The organism is Micromonospora sp. WMMD961 (genome assembly GCF_029626145.1).
Classification (GTDB): domain Bacteria; phylum Actinomycetota; class Actinomycetes; order Mycobacteriales; family Micromonosporaceae; genus Micromonospora.
The window spans coordinates 3,870,172-3,889,003 of the sequence record NZ_JARUBJ010000002.1; the positions used below are offsets into that span (position 1 = coordinate 3,870,172).

Here is an 18,832-nt window from a genome sequence, read left to right on the forward strand (position 1 = left end):
CAGGTTGAGGGTTACCCGAAGGTCAAGGTCAAGCCCGTCCGGGCAGGGGGACCCGGCCCCGGGCTGTCGCTGCGCCGCACCCACACCGCCGGTAGGTTGGGCGCATGCGTGTCGTCATCGCCGGAGGCCACGGCAAGATCGCCCTGCTGCTGCACCGTCGCCTCGCCGAGCGCGGTGACACCCCGGTCGGACTGATCCGCAACCCCGCGCAGGCCGAGACGGTACGCGCCGCCGGCGCCACACCCGTCGTCTGCGACCTGGAACACACCCCGGTCGCCGACCTGACCGCGCACCTCGCCGACGCCGACGCGGTGATCTTCGCCGCGGGCGCCGGCCCCGGCAGCGGCGCCGCCCGCAAGGACACCGTCGACCGGGCCGCCGCCGCGCTCCTCGCCGACGCCGCGACCAACGCCGGTGTCCGCCGCTACCTGCTCGTCTCCTCGATGGGCGTGGACGACCCACCGGCCGCCGGCACCGACGACGTGTGGGCGGCATACCTGCGCGCCAAACGCGCCGCCGAGGACGACCTACGCGAGCGCGACCTGGACTGGACGGTGCTGCGACCCGGACGCCTCACCGACGACCCGCCCACCGCCACCGTCACCCTCACCCGGCACGCCGGACGCGGCGCCATCAGCCGCGCCGACGTCGCCCACGTCCTCGCCGTGCTCCTCGACGAACCACGCACCACCGGTACGACCCTGGAACTCGTCGCCGGGCCGACCCCGATCGCCGACGCCGTCCGCGCCACCACCACCTGACCGGCCCGCCGACGTGCCTCGGCGCGGTCAGCGCTGCTGGTGCCGGGGCAACGCCGACTGGCCCGCCGCCGCACCGGCAGCGAACGGCGCCCCCGGCGTCTGCGCCGCGATCCGGTCCATCGTGCGCGCCAGATGCTCACTGCCGTCGTCGAGATGCCGCGCCGCTGCCTGCATGTGCGACACCATCATCTCGCCGAAGATCCGCAACGCCTCCCGGGTGGCCACCGTGTCGTCGAAGCTCGGCCCCGCCGCGCTGCGGTACTCCGTCACCACCCGCTCCGCCTCCTGCTTCGCCTCCTGCGCCGCGGCCTGCATGTAGCTCTCGTACTGCACCCGGGCATACTCGGCGACCCGCCGCGCGTAGTCGTGCGCCTGCGCGATGATCTGCTCCGCCTCACGCTGCGCCGCCGACAGCAGATTCACCTCACGCGCCGCCGGGACCTTCGCCGCCGCCCCCGTACTCGGGATCACCCCGTGCCGGTGCAACTCCACCCGGTCGGTCAGCCGCTCGTTCTCCGCCCGTAACGTCGCGATCTGCGTCGCCAACAGGTCCAACTCGTCGGCCACCTGCACCCGGAACCGGTCCACGTCGGCGTTGTCGTAACCACGCCGGGCAAACGACGCGGACCCGAACTCCCACCGCCGAACCCGATCGGCGGTCATCCGCACCTGCACACCGCCGGAAATCTGCATCCCGTCATACCGACTGATCGGGGTCGCGCTCACCTGTTCCCGCCTCCGTCCGCGACTACAGGACTCGCAAGCTCACCGCGCGCGCTCACCTGAGCCCACCTCCCGAAGTGTCACCGGCGCCCGCCTCCTGCACCGCCGTCCGCCAGGCCGAGCCGTACCACTGCGAACCCAGACCCTCGTGATGCACCTGACCCGGGTGGAAACCCGCCTGGACCAACGTCTGCACCGCGTGCGAAACCATCTCATCCGACCCGCACACGAACACGTGCCGGGAACGCCAGTCACCGTCGGCCAACGCCCGGTCCACCGCGTGCACGAACTCCCCCGGCCGGTGCACGTCGGCACCCACCACGTACGTCACCGTCAACCACGGATGCGACGACGCCAACTTGTCGATCGCCTCGCTGTCGTAGAGCTCACTACGAGAACGCGCCGCCACATAGAGGTCCACGCGTCGGCGCGCACCCTCCGCCGCCACCTGCTCCACCAACGCCTTCACCGGCGCCCAGCCCGTACCCGCCACCAACAACAGCAGGTCACTCGACCCCGCCGACCACAACGCCAGCCGCTCCCCCACCGGCGCCGCCAGGTGGACCCGATCACCCACCGCCGACCCGTACACCAACCGCGACGACACCGCGCCACCCGGCGCCGCCCGCACGTGCAACTCCAACGTGCCATCCGCGCGGGGCGCGTTCGCCGGCGAGTAGTACCGCCACGAACGCACCGACGGATGCGACACCCCCACCGACTGACCCGGGGTGAACGGCAACAGGTACTGCGGACGCACCGTCAACACCGCCACGTCGAACGCCCGCCGCTCATGCGCCACGATCTCCGCCACCCACCACGGCGGGTTCACCGCCTCGGCGGCCTGCGCGGCCTCCGTCATCACCTGCGCGACCAACCCGTACGCGGCCGTCCAGTCCGCCGCCAACTCGTCGGTCCACTGATCCGCCAGGAAATGCTGCAGCGTCGCCACCAGCGCCTCACCGACCGCCGGGTAATGCTCCGCACGGACCGCGAACTTACGGTGATCGGCACCGAGATCCTGCAGGAAACCCACCAGGTGCTCGACCTGGTCCACATTGGACACGATGTGCCCCAACGCGGTCACCAGGCGGTCCCGCTGCCCGGCCATGTTCGTCGGGAACATCTGCCGCGTCTCAGGATGAGCCAGGAACAACGTCGAGTAGAAGTAGAGCGGCACCTGGTCGCCGTGAGCGGCAACCAGCGACCAGCTCTGCTTGAGTCGGGCCGCGTCCACGCTCAGGCGCCCGACCGGTTTCCGCGGGCCACCACCTGGTCCTGCACCTGCCCCAACACCGTCTGCACATCAGCCAGAACGTCCGCCGGAACACCCAACTCGGTCAGCGTCACCGTCAGGTGCTCGCCCACCTTCGCGTAGTGCTCCACCGGAATGTTCAACGGCTGATGCGCCTCGGCCAACCCACGACCGGTGTACTCGTTGGGACCACCCAACACCGTGGTCAACATCAACGTCAGATGCCGCCGCTGACCGGCCATGTCCACATCGGAGAAGTAACCGGCCAACTCGGGGTCCACGAGCACCTTGTCGTAGAACAGCTCAACCGCCGCCTTGACCGAACTGGCACCGCCAATGCGGTCGTAGTGCGAAGCGGGAGCAGTCTCGTCGGTAACCGTCACGGTCGTTCCTTCCGGGGGTGAAGGGTCCAGAACCGTCAGGGACCATAGCGTGTCAAACGCCTCCGGTCAGCGCCTCCGTATCGGGTTCCCGACAATGCGTTGACACGCTGCGTCACCACTACCGACAGGTAGATCCACAATCGGCCACCGCAAGAACACCCACCGTATCCACAATCGACCGCACAGACCCACCGGCCCCCACCACCGTCACCGAGGGTCGCGAGAAAACCAGCCGGAAAAAGACCGGGAAATGGGAACGCTCAGCCAGCCCGTCGCCGCGCCCGCCGCGCCGCCAACTCGTCACCGACCGGATCCGCATCAGAATCAACCGCAGACTCCACCGGCCCGCTCGTCGCCGGCTCCGCCGGCAGATGCGACAACGACCCCTGGATCTCCTTGAAAGCCCCACCGATCGCGATCCCGAAAACGCCCTGACCACCCTGCAACAGGTCGACCACCTCCTCCGGAGACCGGCACTCATACACCGTCGTCCCATCGGAGATCAGCGTGATCCCAGCCAGATCCTCCACACCACGCGACCGCAACGCCTCGATCGCCTTACGGATGTTCTGCAGGGACACCCCCGCATCCAACAACCGCTTCACGACCTTCAACACCACCAGATCCCGGAACGAATACAACCGCTGCGTCCCCGAACCCGAGGCGTCCCGCACGCTCGGCACCACAAGCGTCGTCCGCGCCCAGTAATCCAACTGCCGGTAACTGATGCCCACCGCGTGGCAGGCCGTCACACCCCGGTAGCCAACCGAACCCTCACCCTCGACCGCCACCTGCGGCGACGAGGCACCCGGCTCAACCCACTCTCGACCCGGATCGGAATCCTGCGGCTCGTGCATCCGGACAACCTCCCCGTCAGTGCGGCGACGCGTCGTTTCCGGGACGCGCACCCCTCGACACGGCAACCCTATAGCCACCTTCAGGGGTTACCACGGAGGAACCGACGCGACACGCCGCGCAGCCACCGAGAAAGATCACCAACCGCACCACGGCATCACCGACCGTGACACCCGGGCCCACCTCAGCCCGCGAAATCCTCCGGACGCACCTGCTCCAGGAACTCGCGGAACTTCTCCACCTCGTCCTCCTGCTCATCAGGGATGACGATCCCCGCCTCGCTGAGGACCTGCTCCGAACAACGAATCGGCGCACCGACACGCAACGCCAACGCGATCGAATCGCTCGGCCGCGCCGACACCCGCACCCCATCACCGATCAACAGATCCGCGTAGAACACGTTCTCCTTGAGCTCAGTGATCTCCACCGCCTGCAAGGGCGCCTTCAACGCCGCCAACACATCCCGCAGAAGATCATGAGTCAACGGCCGGGCCGGCTTGACCCCCTGCTGCTCGTAAGCGATAGCCGTCGCCTCGACCGCACCGATCCAGATCGGCAGATAGCGGTCCCCCTCGACCTCCCTGAGCAGGACGATCGGCTGGTTGCTAGGCAACTCCACCCGAACTCCGACCACGCTCAGCTCGCGCACCGCCGCCTCCGTGTCGTTGTCACCTACGCCGCACCGCGCCCTTCCCTGCACGGTACACGGACCGCGACACGGCCGTCCCATGCGCTACAGCACCACGCCCGCGCCAGAAAGGGGTTACCCCGGCAAGCCTACGGCACGCTTCCCGGAAGAGATCTTTCCGCTCAGCCACCACCCACCGGGCACCATCAACGACCCAACGTCGACCGCAAACCCACCCGCACCAACGCCGCGTGCAACTGCTCCGACAACGCCACCAACTCCCGCGCCGTCTCCGCAGCCCGCGCCCGCGCCGCCGGATCACTCTGCCGCGCCAACGGCGCCACCAACTGCGCGAACAGACCCACCTCACGGTCCGCCGCCGTCCGATAACCCCGCAGGTGCCGAGGCTCCAACCCGTACGACGCCAAACCCGCCACCGCCGAGGCGATGATCAACGCATCCGCGTCATACCACCCCGGCGGATCCGACACCAGCACACCGAGCCGCTCCAACTCCACCAACGTCGACTCGTCGATCCCACTGCGCGACACCAGATCCGCCCGGCCGAGCCGCACCTGCGACGACTCGGCCGGTTCCGACTCACGACCCGGCACCGCACCATCAGGACCAACAGCCACCAACGCAGGCCGCGACCTCTCCGGCTGCTCACCGGACGAATCCCACTGCGCCAACTGCTCACGGATCACCCGCAACGGCAGATACCGGTCCCGCTGCGCGGTCAACACGAACCGCAACCGCGCCACATCGTCCCAGCTGTACTTCCGGTAACCCGCCGCCGTCCGCTGCGGCTCGACCAGCCCCTCGGCCTCAAGAAACCGCAGCTTCGAAATCGTGGTGTCCGGAAAATCCACCCGCAACTGCCCGAGCACCTCACCGATGCTCATCAGCGGCTGAGACCGGGCCGCACCGGGTGACGTGGAGGCCGCAGGCTCGTTCACCCCCGGCCGGCCTCCTCCTCCGGGCGCGGACCGGCGATGAACACCACCCGGAACTTACCGATCTGAACCTCATCACCATTACTCAACGTGGCCGCCTCGACGCGCTCACGATTCACGTACGTGCCATTCAGGCTGCCCACGTCCCGCACCGTGAACGTCCCACCATCACGGTGGAACTCCGCGTGCCGACGCGACACCGTCACGTCATCGAGGAAGATGTCACTGTCCGGATGCCGGCCACTGGTCGTCACATCGTGGTCCAACAAGAACCGGGCACCCGCATTCGGACCTCGACGAACCACCAGCAGCGCCATACCCGGCGGCAACGAACCGGACATCCGGCTCGGCACCACATCGGTGTCCGGCCCTTCCAGCACTTCGTCGAGCGAACCGAGATTGAGCGTCGAAGTGACGTCGAGTGGGGGGAACTCGTCGTCTGGCCGCGTCATGGGACCACCTCACGGATCTGTTCGGTCGGCGTCGGGTAATGGCGGGTCTGGCCGCCGGGCACGTGCACACCCGGCGGCTGGCTCCCCGTGCCCGGGAAGGCAATTCCGCAACGCTCAACTATTTGGGTTCTCGGTCGACTGGGCGAGCCTAGCCAGCGCCGAAATGCAGGGCAACCGGACGCGCGCAGACAGCACACGCACCGGAACAAGCTCACTCAGCCTTCGGTGATCTTCTGATACGCGCCCGCCGTCAGCAACCCATCCGTCGCCGTCGGATCATTCGGCGTGATCTCCACCAACCAACCCTCACCGTACGGATCAGTGTTGATCAGCTCCGGCGTGTCACCCAACGCCTCGTTGCGGGCCGCAACCGTGCCCGCCACCGGCGCGTAGATCTCCGACACGCTCTTGGTCGACTCGATCTCACCCAACGAGTCACCGGCCGCGACCACCGCACCCGCCTCGGGCAACTGCACGTACACGATGTCACCCAGCGCGTCCTGCGCGAAGTGCGTGATGCCGACCCGGATCACACCCGTGCCGTCACCCGCCACCCACTCATGCTCGGCGGTGTATCGCAGATCCTCAGGAATCACCAGACGCGTCCTTCATCCATCGGTGCCCCGGACCACCCGGGTCCGGCGCGGCCGCGCCGGTCAGGAGACCGGACGGGCGTGTTCCAACTTGATCGGCACGTGCAGCGCCGAAACCTCGGCAACCTCACGCTCCCCAAACGTCACGTTACCGCCGCCACCCCGGACCGACGCCACCACCCCACCAGGAATGTTCAACGCCGTACGCATCGTCGCCGGATCACCGATCACCGTGATCGTGTACGGCCCCGTCAACCGACGCCCCTCCACCACCAACGACCCGTTGTCCCCATCCAGGAAGTACGTCGACGCGATGATCCGCACGGTCGCCCGATCACCACCGGAGATCTGCATCGCCTCCGCCCCCGCGCCCCGCAACTCCTGCACCGCGTCCAACACCCGGTTAGCCGTGATCGGCTTGCCCCCGGAATCGAACTGCACCGTCAGGCCCGGGCCCACCGCCGGCAACGTACCCGCCAGGATCCCCAACTCGTCCGCCCGCCGCGTCGCCTCGTCCAGGGCCGCCTGACGACCCTGCTCACCCGACTGCAACTGCCGCTGGCTGTCCTCCAGCGCACGGATGTCCTGCTGAAGACGGTTCTCCCGCGCATCCAGATCCGACAGGATCCGGACCAGGTCCTCCTGCCGCGTCGCCGCCAACGTCGGGTCCTTCGACGTCGTCTTCAACTGCACGACCAACGTGAAACCCAACAACACCAACAACGCCACGATCATCACCCCGGCCGCACTCAACCGGGACCGCCCAGCCACCACCGGCGCCGACTCCCCGACCGGCTCGGCCAACCCGTCAGAGCTCGCCACCGGCTCGGCCATTCCATCAGAGCTCGCCACCGGCTCGGCCAACCCGCCGGAACTCGCCACCGGCTCCCTCGACCGCGACACCGCGCTCAGATCCACCGTCGCGCCGTCGTCGACCGGCTCCACCACAGGCTCATCACCCGGCTCCGACACCGCCGGCTCACCCTGCGGCGCCAACGGGCTCAACTCGTCCGGATCCGGCGCATCCGGCCGCGGATCAGGCTCACCCGCCGGCCCACCCGGCCGCGCCGGACCCGCCGGCTGCGGCCACCCCGTCCCCGTGTCGGTCTGCTCGTCACTCATCGCAACCCAACCTACGCCCGGAACAGGTGCCGGCGGATCGCCGCCACGTTGCCGAAGATACGCACACCCAACACAACGACCACACCGGTGGACAACTGCCCGCCGACCCCCAACTGGTCACCCAGATACACGATCAGACCAGCGACCAGCACATTCGAGATGAACGACACCACGAACTGCTTGTCGTCGAAGATGCGGTCCAACCTCGCCCGCACACCACCGAACACCGCGTCCAACGCGGCCACCACCGCGATCGGCAGGTACGGCTGCAACGCCGCCGGCACCGCGGGATCAAGCAACACACCGAGCACCACACCGGCGAGCAACGCCAGCACCGCGATCATCGGCCACCTCCGGAGGGGCTAACTGTCGTCGTCGGACCGGACGACCCGGGACTGCCGGACCGGACACCCGACGCAGAAGGGCTCGGACTGACCGACGGCTTGGCGTAGCGTAGCTGCGGCTCCGCAGCCGCCGGCAGGGTGAGGTCGTCCGACTCCCGCACACCGAACGACAACCCGGTCTTCTGCGCGACCTCCCGCATCAACGCCGCGTTCCGACTGTTCTCGAACTTGCGCCGCATCGAACCCGGACCGATCGCCGACACCTCGTACGGCCCGGTCACCGGCCGGAAATCCACCAGCATGGCCTCGCCCGCCGACCGGATCGTCGACGTCGACGTCAACCGCTGCCCGTTGATGGCGATCGCCTCCGCGCCGGCACTCCACAACGCGTTGGCCACCCCCTGCAGATCGCTGTAGAGCACCCGCGGCGGACCAGCTCCGGCGCCGGTCACCGCGTCCGCGTTGTCCGGCGCGTCCGCCAACCGCACCACCACACCGTCACCGCGCACCCGACCCAGCCCCGTACTCGCCTCCAGGTCGCGCAGCCGGGCGGCCGCGGATCCACTCAACGCCGCGTCCCGCTGCCGGCTGACCTCCTCGCGCAGCTGGTCCGCCCGCGTGGACAACCGGTCGGTCTGACCCTCCCGCTCCTTGATCTGCGCCACCAGACCGGAACGGGCCTGGCTGCGCCCCGGCTCGTCCGCCATCGTCTGCCGGTACGCGACAGCGAACAGGAAACCGAGCATCACCACCACGACCAGGCTGATCGTCCGCGCCGACCGGGCCCGCCACCCCCGCACCGGCCCGGACTCCGCCGACCGCCGGCGGGCAGCCGCCGCGTCCGCATACCCCGGATCCAGCGGGTTGCGGAACAGCTCGGTCAGGAAGTCCGGCGCGTACACCCGGTCCTGGCCGGGCTTCCCGAGCTGCGGCGCGCTCACGCCGCCCCTCCCGGGTCACGCGCAGCGCGCACCAACCGAGCCGCCTGTACGACGTACATCGCGCCGGCCACCCAGTAGAGCACCAGGCCCCACCAGGCCAGTCCCCACCCGATCGCTGCCGTCGCCGTCGCCGCGGCGCTCCACTCGGTCGCCAACAGCAACACCGGGAACGCCGCGAGCAGCAGGAACGTGGCGGTCTTGCCCACGTAGTGCACCGGCGGCGGCCCGTACCCGTAGCGACGCAGCACCGCCAGCGAGCCGAGCAGGAGCAACTCGCGGGCCAGCAGCGCCGCGGTGAACTGCCACGGCACCACCTCACGCGCGGTGAAGGCGACCAGGGTGGCGAGGATGTAGAGCCGGTCCGCGAGGGGGTCGAGCAGCTCGCCGAGTCGGCTCACCTGGCGCAGGCGGCGGGCTATCCAACCGTCGACCCAGTCGGTGGTGCCGCCGATGGCGAGCACGACGATCGCCGCCACGTCGGCCCGGCTGACCAGGAAGAGGTAGAGGAAGAGCGGCACGCCCAGCAGGCGCCCGAAGCTGATCAGGTTGGGCAGGGTGAGCACCTGGTTGCCGGGGGTCTGGTCACCGGTGTCCGGCGGTTGCTCTGCCCGGGCCGGCCGACGCGACACCGATCCTCCTCCACGGCACGTGGGCCCCCAGCCGACGTCGGGCGTGGCTGAGGGGTGTGCGTGCTGTCGGGCCGGCCACCGCCGGCTCCCCTGCGGCCCCGGGCGGGGCCCTCCCCTGACACGGCCCGCGATCTCGATGATCGCGGGCCGGTAAGTGCGCTGTCACTATATCGGGCTTGCGCTGAGCTCCCGGGTGCCGCCGCGTGGCATCCGGTGCGGTCTTGCCGCACTGTGGCGTGGATCACCACGTGTAGAGCGTCCTAGGATACTAGTGGAAGCCTGACTCCGGGTCAGGCCGTCTGCGCCGCCGGATCGGTCTGCTGCTCGGGCCCCGGCTGCGTCGCCGCCCGGGCGAACCCGACCAACGCCAGCAACAGATCGTGTTGCATCCGCGTCGGCATCCGATCCAACACCGCCTGCACCGCACGCTGCCGTCGCTCGGCCAACTCCCCCAACAGGGTCAACGCGGCCGGGGTCGGCACCAGCCGCACCTCGCGTCGGTCCCGTGGATCGGCCACCCGACGCAACAGCCCGGTCGCCTCCAGCCGGTCGCAGAGACGGCTCGCCGACGACGGCACCACGTCCAGTAGCTCCGCCAACCCGTTGACGTTGGTCTCCTGCCGGCCACTGATCAGTGTCAGCACCCGCAACTGGGTGGGCGGCACCTGGTGGCGCGACGCGGCCGAGTCGAGGACGGCGATCAGTGCCTCGGCAGCCGCGTTGATCGCCGCGGCGAGATCCGCAGGTCGCTCCACCCGATGTCCCCTGCCGTCGTCGCGCTGCTGGCCGCCCGGCGAAGCGGCGGCCCTCACCCGTTGCCCCGCTCACGTGGACCGCGCCAGTCCAGACAGACCACGACTGCGTCGTCCCGCAGATCGGACTCCGCGTGGTAGGCGTGCAGCTCGCGCATCACCGTACCAACCGCCTCGGCCGCCGGCTGCAACCGCGTGGCGCGCAGGGAGCGCGCCATCACGCGCTGCCCGTACGGCTCCTGACCCGGGGGCTCGGCGGCCCACACCCCGTCGCTCACCACGAACAGGCGGTCACCCGGTTCGAGGCGCAACTCCTGCAGCTCGTAGCGAGTCTCCGCGAACATCCCCAACGGCAGCTGCTGGTCCAGCTTGATCTGTTCCACCACGGACCCCCGCATCCGCAGCAGGTGCGGGGAACCGGCATCGACCGCCCGCACCTGACCGCTGCGAGTGTCCACCTCCAGCAGCAGGGTGGCCACGTACCGCTGGCCCCGGTGTTGGTAGAAGACCGTGTCCGAGGCCAACTCGGCCTGCTCCACCAGGCCCCCGCCGGAACGACGCGCGTTGCGCATCGCGTTGACCGTGACCGAGGTCAGCATCGACGCGGCCAGACCGCTGCCCTCGCCGTTGAGCACCGTCAGGGTGAGACGGTGCCCGTCCAGGGACCAGTCGAAGTGGTCCCCACCCACGGAGTACGCCGGCTCCAGCTGACCCGCCAGGTCGAAGGCCTCGTGCGCCACGCTGCGACCGGGCAGCAGGTCCCACTGCATCTCGGCGGCCATCGTGAGTCGCTCGCGGCGGCGCGCCCGCCGGTAACGGTCGGTCTCCCGGTCGGCCGCGCGCATCGCCACCGCCAGAGCGCCGGCCATGTCCGTCGCGCGGCCGGTGACCGCCGGGCCGGGTACGTCGGAAAGCTCGATCAGCAGCACACCCAGCCGTTCCCCCCACACCGTCAGGGGCAGGTACAGCCGGCACGGGCCCTCGCCGTCGCGCACCGGCTGCTGGCTGCTGAAACAGCGCTGCGCCACGGTGTGACAGGCCAGGAAACCCGCCGCCGGCAGGTCCGGATCCAGCAGCGGCCACAGCCCGCTGATCCGGTAGTCGGCGACGAACACGTCGGTGCGCAGCGCACCCATCGTCGACCGGATCACCCGGTCCGCCGCCTCCGCCAGCTGGTCGGGCGGGGCGTCGCGCAGCGCGCGCGACACCACGTCCGGCACGTCCACCATGGTCGTCCTCTCGAGAAGCTTGCTACAGGGCAAGCATCATACGGACGCCCCCGGACGCCGAATCCGTGCGGTCAGTCGCCAGCCCGGGTCGCGAGCACGCCGTGGAACGCGTCGGGCACCTGCGCCGGTGGACCCTCCGGCCGCCAATCGGTGACGGGGACGATCCCGTCCCCCGTCGGCACCCAGCGACCCAGCAGGGGCGTGAACGCCGCCGGCGGACGCATCCGGAACTGCGGCCCCATCATCGCCAGGGCCTGCGGGTGACCCGCCAGCTCCTCGGTGTCGAAGTCCACGGCGAGCAGGCTGCCCGGTGCGGCAGCGGCGTACAGCTCGTCGAGCGTGTGGGTCAGCGTGTCGTCGTCGAGGAACGCGGCGAGCCCGAGGAAGACCACCCCGACCGGCCGTCGCCCCCAGCCCGGCACGAAGCGGTGCAACTGCGCCGGGTCGATCGTTCCGATGTCGGTCGCGTCACCGAAGCCGTAGCCGGCCCGGTCGCTACCGGCGAGGATGCTCTGCCCCAGCCGGATGGTGACCGGGTCGACGTCGGTGTAGAGCACCGTCGCGTCGGTGGCGACCTCGTGCACGTTGCCGCGGGTAGGCACCCCGGCGCCGAACACCAGGAAACCGTCCACACCCTGCTCGACCATCGCCCGCACCGCCCGGCCCAGGAACGCCCGCAGCTCCCGGAACACCGGTGCGCACGGCCCGTACGCCTGCTCGAACGCGCTCGCGGCGGCCACGTCGACCGGGAAGTGGTGCTCCCCACCGAGCCAAAAGTCGATCATCCGCGCGGTGCTCGGCTGGTCCGGTTCACCCATCGACGACGCCCCCTCCCCGGCCGGTCGTCGCCAGCGTACCGACCCCCACGGGCTCTGCGGTATCGCGACGCGGGGGCGCCCGGGACCGCGATACTGACCGCGGGCGGGAGGTGGGCGGTGAACTCGGCGAACAACGCTGCGGTGGTGGTCGGCGTGGACGGCTCGGAGCCGGCGCTGCGCGCCGTACGCCTCGCCGCCGGCGAGGCCGCGCGGCGGCACCGACCGCTGCGGGTCGTCCACGGATTCATCTGGCCGCTGCTGCACGTGCCGACCTCGCCCGCCCCGGGCGCGCCGCCCGGTGGCGGGCTACGCCACGGGGCCGAGGAACTGGTCAAGGCAGCGGTGGCCGAGGCCGAGGCGACCGCGCCCGGCCTGTCGATCTCCGGTGAGATCATCGACGGCGAGGCAGCCGCGGTGCTGGTGGGCGAATCCACCACCGCCGCGCTCATCGTGCTCGGCGACCGCGGACTGGGCGGCTTCTCCGCGCTGGTGGTCGGCTCGGTCGCGGTGCAGGTCGCCGCGTACGCCGACTGCCCGGTGCTGGTGGCCCGCGGCGCGCATCGCCCCGACGAGCCGGTGCTGGTCGCGGTGGACGGTTCGGCGGCCTCCCGCGAGGCGGCCGACTTCGCCGCCGAGACCGCCGTGTCCCGCGGTGTGCCGCTGGTCGCGCTGCACGCCTACCGGCACCCCGGCAGCAGCGGTCCCGGCGACATGCAACCCCTGGTGTACGACGAGGCGAAGCTGCACGGCCAGCAGGAGCGGATGCTCGCCGAGTGGCTGACCGGGCTGACCGAGGCCCACCCGACGGTGCGGCTCACCTGCAAGGCGGTACGCGGACGAACCGGCAGCGTGCTCGCCGAGGCGACCCGCTCCGCCCAACTGGTGGTGGTGGGTGGGCAGGGGCGCGGCGAGGTGACCGGGTTGCTGCTGGGGTCGGTGAGTCAGTCGCTGCTGCACCACGCGCAGTGCCCGGTCGCCGTGGTACGCGGGCCGCACTAGCACGGGGTTGGGCCGGCGGCAGACGGGTAGACGGCCGCGGTACGCCCAGACCGCCGACGAAGGAGGCAGCAGATGCCAGGACCACGGCCCGGCAGCAACGCGTACGACAAGCAGCGGGCGCGGTTGCGCAACGCGATCGACGACTCCGGACGCCGTGTACCCGACGGCAAGGCCAACCAGGTCGCGAACCGGATCCTGCAGGAGGATCGCGGCCAACGAGGCGTGGTGCGCGGCGACCGTACGTACGGCCCGAAGAGCGAGCGCGAACCGGGCGACCCGAAGTGAGGGCTGTCGACGTGGCCGACGGCGCCATCGCGGGCGCCGTCGGGAGCACCGCGTTGAACGTGGTCAGCTACCTCGACATGGCGCTGCGAGGGCGGCCGGAGAGCGACGTCCCGCAGGAGACCGTCGACAAGCTGGCCGGGATCGCCCACGTGAGTCTGGGGTCCGGGGACCGGAGGGCCAACCGCCGTTCCGGGCTCGGACCCCTGATCGGCTACGGGCTGGGCATCGCCGCGGGCGTCGCGTTCGCGCTCTACGCCGGTGATCGGCGGCAACCGCTGCCGGTGGCCACCGGACTGCTCGGCGCGGGTGTGATGACCATGACCGACGGGTCGATCACCGCACTCGGGATCAGTGACCCGCGCACCTGGCGGCGCTCCGACTGGGTCTCCGACGTCATCCCGCACCTCGCGTACGGACTGACGGCCGCCGCCACCTGGAACAGGTTGCGGCGGCCGTCAGGTCGCAGTCGCTGATCAGCGGGTGCCGCTGTCGTCCTCGGCCACCGGTTCACCGGCCGGGCCGTACGGCGACACCTGCCCCTTGGGCACCGGTCGGCCGGCGTCGCCGCGCGACGTGCCACGGTTGGCCGGATGCCCGCCCGGGGCGGGGCCCTTGTTGTCCTGGCTGGTCGCGCCCAGCGCGTTGCGGCGGAACTCCTGCTGCTGCGGGTTCGTCACGGGGTGTCTCCCTCCGGTACGGCAGGCGGCATCGACCGCCTCCACCGTCGGCATACCCGCCCGCCGGGGCGGCATTCCGGCCCCGTCCGCCGGCGCGACGGCTAGCGGGGCGCGGATCGGGTACCCGGCACCTGTGGGCAACGACCGATCGGTGGTGCGGGTCCTGCTGGACCGGCGCGGCCGCACGTACGCGGAGGAGGCCGGAATCCGGCTCTCCGACCGACCCGGGCCGCTGTACCAGCTGCTGGTGCTGACGACCCTGCTGAGCACCCGGATCCGGGCGTGCGTGGCGGTGGACGCCGCGCGGGAGCTGTTCGCAGCCGGCTATCGCACCCCCCAGGCGATGGAGGCGGCCAGTTGGCAGGAGCGCGTCGACGCGCTGGGCCGGGGCCACTACCGCCGCTACGACGAGCGGACGGCCACCATGCTCGGCACCGGTGCCCGGCTGTGCCTGGACCGCTGGCACGGTGACCTGCGACGGCTGCACCGCGAGGGCGAGGGTGACCGGGTCGGGCTGCGGCGGCGGCTCACCGAGTTCCCCGGCATCGGCCCCACCGGCGCGGACATCTTCCTGCGTGAGGCCCAGGCGGTCTGGTCGGACGTGCGCCCGTACGCCGACCGTCGCGCCCTGGCCGGAGCGAAGCGGCTGGGCCTGCCGGGTTCCCCGGACCGGCTGGCCGGACTCGTCGACGAACCGGACTTCGGGCGTCTCGCCTCGGCACTGGTACGGGTGGCGCTCGGCGAGGAGTCGGCGGGCGAGGTCACCCGCGTCGCCGCCCGCTGAGGCTCACTTCACCGTCTTGTCTCCCGGCCGGGTCAGGTGCCACACCAGCAGGGCGGCGAGCAGTGCGAGGACCACCACCCCGCCGGAGATGCCACGGCCCTCCTCGGGGCTGCGGCCGGCGCTACCGAAGTAGATCACCGCGAGGCCGGCCAGCACCGTGACGAACGTACGCAAACCTCGGTCCTTCACGTGTCGCACGCTAACCGGGCTCGATCGGCGTTGCGCCCGATTTGCAGCTTTTATCCCCTGATCGGGTGACCGTCACCTGTCGCTGACGAACCCGCGCAGCCGCACCCGACGGACGGCCCGGTCGGCGACCTCCACGACCTCCAGGGTCAACCCGGGCAGGCGCACCGTCTCCCCCGCCTCGCCGGGCAGGTGCCGCAGCCGGGCCAGCACCAACCCCGCCACCGTCGTGTAGTCGCGGGACAACGGGAAACTCAGCCGCACCCCCAGATCGGGCAGGTCGTGCAGCGGGAAGTCACCGGGCACCAGCAGGGACCCGTCCGGCTCCCGGACCACACCGTGCACGTCCCGGTCGGTCTCGTCGTACAACTCGCCGACCACCTCGGCCAGCAGGTCCTCCATGGTGACCATGCCGTCGATGCCGCCGTGCTCGTCGACCACCAGCGCCAGTTGCTGATGCTGCTGGCGAAGCTGACGCAGCGCGTCGGCGACCGGCAGGGTCACCGGCAGCAGCAGCGGCGACCGGACCCGCTCGCCCACCGCTGCGGCACCGGCCCGCACCAGGTCACGGATGTGCACCACACCGAGCACCTCGTCCAGGCCCCCGGGACCGGTCACCGGGGCGCGGGACCGCCCGGCGGCGGCGAGCCGGCGCACCCCCTCGTCGGCGCCGAGGCTGGCCGGCAGCGTCGTCACCTCCCGGCGGGCCACCAGGATCTCGCGCAGGGTGCGACCGGCGATGTCGAACGCGCCGGTCAGGATCTCCCGCTGCTGGGCGGAGAGCCCGCGCTGGCTGGCCAGCATCTCCCGCAACTCCTCCTCGGTCATCTCCTCCCGGTTGGCCCGCGGGTCACCCCCGGCGAGCCGCACGACCGCGTCGGTGGCCCGACTGAGCAGCCACACCGCCGGCCGGGACACCCGGGCGAGCAGGTCCAGTGGACCGGCGCTCAGCAGCGCCCACCGCTCTGCCCGCTGCATGGCCAGCCGCTTCGGGGCCAACTCGCCCAGCACCAGCGTGACGAACGTCAACAGCACCGTCACCAGCAGCACCGCGGCGGGGCGGGCCGCACCGCCGAGGAAACCCAACGGGCCGACCAGCGGCTCGGACAGCGACACCGCAGCCGCCGCCGACGCGAGGAATCCCGCCAGGGTGATGCCGAGTTGGATGGTGGCCAGGTAGCGGTTCGGGTCACGGGACAACCGCACCAACCGGTCGCCCGCGCGGCTGCGCCGACCCAACCGCCGCAACTGCCCCTCGCGCAGCGTCACCAACGCCATCTCACTGCCCGAGAGCGCGGCGTTGACCAGCACCAGGACGGCCACCAGCGCCAACTGCCCGAGCTGACCGCCCATCGCGCACCCCCCGTCCGCCGCCTGAAGCTCACTCAACCGCAGCGCGGCCAGCTCCGGACCCGTTTACGACCGCGCCCCCGCTCAGTCGACCTCCAGGTCGTCCAGCGAGATGGAGTGCGTCATCAGCCACCGGGCCAACGCCGACATCCCGAACAACCACAGCGGCACCGACTCGGTGGGCCCGTTCGTGGCGTAGATGGCGAAGCGCAGGTCCGGCGCGCGGTACGCCTCGATCCGCCACTGGTGCTGGCGGTCCCGCCAGACCGCCGAAGGGTCCATGGCGTCACCGTAGGCGACCACCGCCGACCCCGGGGCCGGTTGCTCAGGTGACGACGATCCGGGCGTCGTCGGGCAGTCGCCGGGTCACGCCTCGGCGGTCCAGCAGCTCCAGCAGCGGCACCGCCACCCGGCGGGTGGTGTCCAACGCCTGCCGGGCCGCGGAGAGCGTGAACGGCTGCGGCAGCCCCGCCAGGACCCGGACCGCATCGTCGAGCGCACTGGGCAGCAGCACCACGTTGTCGGCCAGCCGCAGCAGGGCACCGGCCCGCACCGCCGCGCCGATCTCGCGTGGGCCCAGACCCAGGTCGACGAGGTGGTCCGCCTCGGGCGCCCGGAACGGACGGTCGCCGTACTCGGCGCGAACCCGCTGCACGGCCCGGGCCACCGGCTCCGGCAGCGCGTCGGCGCCCGCCGCCCCGACCCGCCCGGCGTGGATCCGCAGCGGCGGCCGGACCAGCGCCTCGACCAGCACCCGGTCGGGCAGGGCGAGACGCTGACGCAGCGCGTCCACCGGCATCCCGGGCTCCAACGGGTGTTCCCGGGCGTAGCGGGAGACCTCCTCGGTCACCTGCTCGCCGAGCCACCGCCAGTGCGGCGGGTCGGCCAACCAGTCACCGGCCACCGGCTCCGCGCACGCCGGCCGGTCACGCCCCCGCTCGGCGTGCACCGGCACACCCATCCGGAGCAACGCGCCGGCCCGGATCAGCCGGCGGCGGCGCAGCTCCCCGGCCAGGTCGGGACGACCGTCCAGCTCGGCGAGGACCTGCGCGCGGGCGGCGGCGGCACCCCGGCGGGCCAGCGGCGGCGGCGCGACGTCCAGCACCCGCACCCCGCCGCTGACGTGGTGCCGACCCGGGTCGCGCAGCAGCGCCCGGTCGCCGACCCGCAACGGCAACGGACGGGCCAACCGCAGGCGTACGGTGTCCGGGCCGAGCGGGCGGACCCGGGCCGGCACCGCCGCCGACCCGACGTGCAGGGTGAGGGCGGCCGGCAGGTCGGCCGCGGGATCGCCGGTCAGCCGCACGTCGACGAGGTCGGTGCGGTGGAACCGGCCCGGGCTGAGCAGCGCGTCGCCACGGCCGATCCGGTCGCGGGGCGTACCGCGCAGGTTGACCGCCACCCGGGCCACCGCCGTCACCTCCGGTCGGGCCTCCCGCAGGGTGTGCAGACCACGTACCCGGACCGCTTCGTCGGCCCCGGCCAGCTCCAACTCGTCGCCCACCCGCAACCGTCCGCCGCCGAGGGTGCCGGTGACCACGGTGCCGCTGCCCCGCACCGTGAAGCTGCGGTCGACCCAGAGGCGCACCGGGTCGTCCACCAGCGGCGCGGGCACCCGGGCGGCGAGCCGGTCCAGGGCGGACCGCAGCTCCGGCAGGCCCGCGCCGGTGAGACCGCTGACCGCGACCGCCGGCACCGCGCCGAGGCTGGTCGCCGCGATCTCGGCGCGGGCATGCGCAGTGGCCGGCCCCGGGTCGGCCAGGTCCGCGCGGGTCACCGCCAGCAGGCCGTACGCGACACCGAGCGCGTCGAGCGCGGCCAGGTGCTCGGCGGACTGCGGCATCCACCCCTCGTCGGCGGACACCACGATCAGCGCCGCCGGCACCGGGCCGACACCCGCGAGCATGTTCGGCACGAACCGCTCGTGCCCGGGTACGTCGACGAAGGCCACCGTGCCGCCGGACGGCAGCGTCGTCCAGGCGAAGCCCAGGTCGATGGTCATCCCCCGGCGGCGTTCCTCGGCCCACCGGTCGGGTTCCATCCCGGTCAACGCCCGGACCAGTGTCGACTTGCCGTGGTCGACGTGTCCGGCGGTGGCGACGACGAACAC

At 71.5% G+C, this 18,832-nt stretch carries 25 protein-coding genes; 5 read left to right on the forward strand and 20 right to left on the reverse strand.

Features of this window, described 5'->3' with window-relative positions; translation table 11 throughout:
* Positions 1 to 104 precede the first annotated feature (104 nt).
* Complete coding sequence (locus tag O7614_RS17635) at positions 105 to 761, forward strand: SDR family oxidoreductase (RefSeq protein WP_278139556.1); 657 nt, start codon at positions 105 to 107, stop codon at positions 759 to 761.
* Between the two features lie 27 nt (positions 762 to 788).
* Here O7614_RS17635 and O7614_RS17640 read toward each other — a convergent pair whose 3' ends face one another.
* From O7614_RS17640 to O7614_RS17710, 15 genes are all read right to left on the reverse strand, one after another.
* On the reverse strand, positions 789 to 1,487 hold the full coding sequence (locus tag O7614_RS17640) for a cell division protein DivIVA (protein WP_278139557.1): 699 nt from the start codon (positions 1,485 to 1,487) through the stop codon (positions 789 to 791).
* Positions 1,488 to 1,539: 52 nt separating this feature from the next.
* Positions 1,540 to 2,721 carry a globin domain-containing protein gene (locus O7614_RS17645; RefSeq protein WP_278139558.1) on the reverse strand — a complete coding sequence of 394 codons (1,182 nt, stop codon included), beginning with the start codon at positions 2,719 to 2,721 and terminating at the stop codon, positions 1,540 to 1,542.
* Positions 2,722 to 2,723: 2 nt separating this feature from the next.
* Positions 2,724 to 3,122 (reverse strand): group 1 truncated hemoglobin, encoded by a 399-nt coding sequence (locus O7614_RS17650; RefSeq protein WP_278139559.1) that lies wholly within the window; start codon positions 3,120 to 3,122, stop codon positions 2,724 to 2,726.
* 260 nt (positions 3,123 to 3,382) lie between these two features.
* Entirely contained in the window at positions 3,383 to 3,979 is a 597-nt protein-coding gene (locus O7614_RS17655) for a MerR family transcriptional regulator (RefSeq protein WP_278139560.1), read from the reverse strand.
* A 182-nt stretch (positions 3,980 to 4,161) separates the two neighbouring features.
* On the reverse strand, positions 4,162 to 4,626 hold the full coding sequence (locus O7614_RS17660; protein ID WP_088951760.1) for a bifunctional nuclease family protein: 465 nt from the start codon (positions 4,624 to 4,626) through the stop codon (positions 4,162 to 4,164).
* Between the two features lie 185 nt (positions 4,627 to 4,811).
* Positions 4,812 to 5,510, reverse strand: coding sequence for a MerR family transcriptional regulator (locus tag O7614_RS17665; RefSeq protein ID WP_278142293.1), 699 nt, complete (start codon positions 5,508 to 5,510; stop codon positions 4,812 to 4,814).
* 50 nt (positions 5,511 to 5,560) lie between these two features.
* Positions 5,561 to 6,013 carry an FHA domain-containing protein gene (locus O7614_RS17670; protein WP_007071101.1) on the reverse strand — a complete coding sequence of 151 codons (453 nt, stop codon included), beginning with the start codon at positions 6,011 to 6,013 and terminating at the stop codon, positions 5,561 to 5,563.
* A 215-nt stretch (positions 6,014 to 6,228) separates the two neighbouring features.
* Positions 6,229 to 6,609 (reverse strand): glycine cleavage system protein GcvH, encoded by a 381-nt coding sequence (gcvH, locus tag O7614_RS17675; protein ID WP_278139561.1) that lies wholly within the window; start codon positions 6,607 to 6,609, stop codon positions 6,229 to 6,231.
* A 60-nt stretch (positions 6,610 to 6,669) separates the two neighbouring features.
* On the reverse strand, positions 6,670 to 7,728 hold the full coding sequence (locus O7614_RS17680) for a DUF881 domain-containing protein (protein ID WP_278139562.1): 1,059 nt from the start codon (positions 7,726 to 7,728) through the stop codon (positions 6,670 to 6,672).
* An 11-nt stretch (positions 7,729 to 7,739) separates the two neighbouring features.
* On the reverse strand, positions 7,740 to 8,072 hold the full coding sequence (locus tag O7614_RS17685) for a small basic family protein (protein ID WP_278139563.1): 333 nt from the start codon (positions 8,070 to 8,072) through the stop codon (positions 7,740 to 7,742).
* Positions 8,069 to 9,013 carry a DUF881 domain-containing protein gene (locus O7614_RS17690; RefSeq protein ID WP_278139564.1) on the reverse strand — a complete coding sequence of 315 codons (945 nt, stop codon included), beginning with the start codon at positions 9,011 to 9,013 and terminating at the stop codon, positions 8,069 to 8,071. Before O7614_RS17690 ends, O7614_RS17685 begins: the two co-directional genes overlap by 4 nt.
* A complete protein-coding gene (locus O7614_RS17695) occupies positions 9,010 to 9,642 on the reverse strand; it encodes a CDP-alcohol phosphatidyltransferase family protein (protein WP_278139565.1) in 633 nt (210 codons plus the stop codon). Before O7614_RS17695 ends, O7614_RS17690 begins: the two co-directional genes overlap by 4 nt.
* A 290-nt stretch (positions 9,643 to 9,932) precedes the next feature.
* The gene (locus O7614_RS17700; protein ID WP_278139566.1) at positions 9,933 to 10,397 is read right to left on the reverse strand and encodes a MarR family transcriptional regulator; all 465 of its coding nucleotides are present in this window, start codon (positions 10,395 to 10,397) and stop codon (positions 9,933 to 9,935) included.
* Positions 10,398 to 10,450: 53 nt separating this feature from the next.
* Positions 10,451 to 11,623 (reverse strand): PP2C family protein-serine/threonine phosphatase, encoded by a 1,173-nt coding sequence (locus O7614_RS17705; protein ID WP_278139567.1) that lies wholly within the window; start codon positions 11,621 to 11,623, stop codon positions 10,451 to 10,453.
* A gap of 71 nt (positions 11,624 to 11,694) precedes the next feature.
* Positions 11,695 to 12,441, reverse strand: a complete 747-nt coding sequence (locus O7614_RS17710; RefSeq protein WP_278139568.1) for an SAM-dependent methyltransferase — start codon at positions 12,439 to 12,441, stop codon at positions 11,695 to 11,697.
* 117 nt (positions 12,442 to 12,558) lie between these two features.
* Here O7614_RS17710 and O7614_RS17715 point away from each other — a divergent pair, with 117 nt between their 5' ends.
* The 3 genes from O7614_RS17715 to O7614_RS17725 all read left to right on the forward strand — a co-directional run bounded on the left by O7614_RS17715 (position 12,559) and on the right by O7614_RS17725 (position 14,198).
* Entirely contained in the window at positions 12,559 to 13,440 is an 882-nt protein-coding gene (locus tag O7614_RS17715) for a universal stress protein (protein ID WP_278139569.1), read from the forward strand.
* Between the two features lie 72 nt (positions 13,441 to 13,512).
* A complete protein-coding gene (locus tag O7614_RS17720; RefSeq protein ID WP_088989541.1) occupies positions 13,513 to 13,725 on the forward strand; it encodes a phosphatidylethanolamine-binding protein in 213 nt (70 codons plus the stop codon).
* Complete coding sequence (locus tag O7614_RS17725; protein ID WP_278139570.1) at positions 13,722 to 14,198, forward strand: hypothetical protein; 477 nt, start codon at positions 13,722 to 13,724, stop codon at positions 14,196 to 14,198. Before O7614_RS17720 ends, O7614_RS17725 begins: the two co-directional genes overlap by 4 nt.
* Here the strand turns inward: O7614_RS17725 and O7614_RS17730 are convergent, their stop codons facing one another.
* The gene (locus O7614_RS17730; RefSeq protein ID WP_278139571.1) at positions 14,199 to 14,402 is read right to left on the reverse strand and encodes a hypothetical protein; all 204 of its coding nucleotides are present in this window, start codon (positions 14,400 to 14,402) and stop codon (positions 14,199 to 14,201) included.
* Positions 14,403 to 14,535: 133 nt separating this feature from the next.
* On the opposite strand from O7614_RS17730, the gene O7614_RS17735 reads away from it, so the two are divergent.
* On the forward strand, positions 14,536 to 15,186 hold the full coding sequence (locus tag O7614_RS17735) for a hypothetical protein (RefSeq protein WP_278139572.1): 651 nt from the start codon (positions 14,536 to 14,538) through the stop codon (positions 15,184 to 15,186).
* 3 nt (positions 15,187 to 15,189) lie between these two features.
* On the opposite strand, the gene O7614_RS17740 is transcribed toward O7614_RS17735, so the two are convergent.
* From O7614_RS17740 to selB, 4 genes are all read right to left on the reverse strand, one after another.
* The gene (locus O7614_RS17740; RefSeq protein WP_036410487.1) at positions 15,190 to 15,375 is read right to left on the reverse strand and encodes a hypothetical protein; all 186 of its coding nucleotides are present in this window, start codon (positions 15,373 to 15,375) and stop codon (positions 15,190 to 15,192) included.
* Between the two features lie 72 nt (positions 15,376 to 15,447).
* On the reverse strand, positions 15,448 to 16,725 hold the full coding sequence (locus O7614_RS17745) for a hemolysin family protein (protein WP_278139573.1): 1,278 nt from the start codon (positions 16,723 to 16,725) through the stop codon (positions 15,448 to 15,450).
* An 81-nt stretch (positions 16,726 to 16,806) separates the two neighbouring features.
* Positions 16,807 to 17,004, reverse strand: a complete 198-nt coding sequence (locus O7614_RS17750) for a hypothetical protein (protein WP_088989536.1) — start codon at positions 17,002 to 17,004, stop codon at positions 16,807 to 16,809.
* A gap of 43 nt (positions 17,005 to 17,047) precedes the next feature.
* Positions 17,048 to 18,832: a selenocysteine-specific translation elongation factor gene (gene selB, locus O7614_RS17755; RefSeq protein ID WP_278139574.1), complete on the reverse strand. Its 1,785-nt coding sequence runs from the start codon at positions 18,830 to 18,832 to the stop codon at positions 17,048 to 17,050.

Coding starts and splice junctions, on each gene's coding strand:
- O7614_RS17635 (WP_278139556.1), top strand. CDS start 105: ATGCGTGTCGTCATCGCCGGAGGCCACGGCAAGATCGCCCTGCTGCTG.
- O7614_RS17655 (WP_278139560.1), bottom strand. CDS start 3,979: ATGCACGAGCCGCAGGATTCCGATCCGGGTCGAGAGTGGGTTGAGCCG.
- O7614_RS17665 (WP_278142293.1), bottom strand. CDS start 5,510: ATGAGCATCGGTGAGGTGCTCGGGCAGTTGCGGGTGGATTTTCCGGAC.
- O7614_RS17670 (WP_007071101.1), bottom strand. CDS start 6,013: ATGACGCGGCCAGACGACGAGTTCCCCCCACTCGACGTCACTTCGACG.
- O7614_RS17680 (WP_278139562.1), bottom strand. CDS start 7,728: ATGAGTGACGAGCAGACCGACACGGGGACGGGGTGGCCGCAGCCGGCG.
- O7614_RS17685 (WP_278139563.1), bottom strand. CDS start 8,072: ATGATCGCGGTGCTGGCGTTGCTCGCCGGTGTGGTGCTCGGTGTGTTG.
- O7614_RS17705 (WP_278139567.1), bottom strand. CDS start 11,623: ATGGTGGACGTGCCGGACGTGGTGTCGCGCGCGCTGCGCGACGCCCCG.
- O7614_RS17710 (WP_278139568.1), bottom strand. CDS start 12,441: ATGGGTGAACCGGACCAGCCGAGCACCGCGCGGATGATCGACTTTTGG.
- O7614_RS17720 (WP_088989541.1), top strand. CDS start 13,513: ATGCCAGGACCACGGCCCGGCAGCAACGCGTACGACAAGCAGCGGGCG.
- O7614_RS17745 (WP_278139573.1), bottom strand. CDS start 16,725: ATGGGCGGTCAGCTCGGGCAGTTGGCGCTGGTGGCCGTCCTGGTGCTG.
- O7614_RS17750 (WP_088989536.1), bottom strand. CDS start 17,004: ATGGACCCTTCGGCGGTCTGGCGGGACCGCCAGCACCAGTGGCGGATC.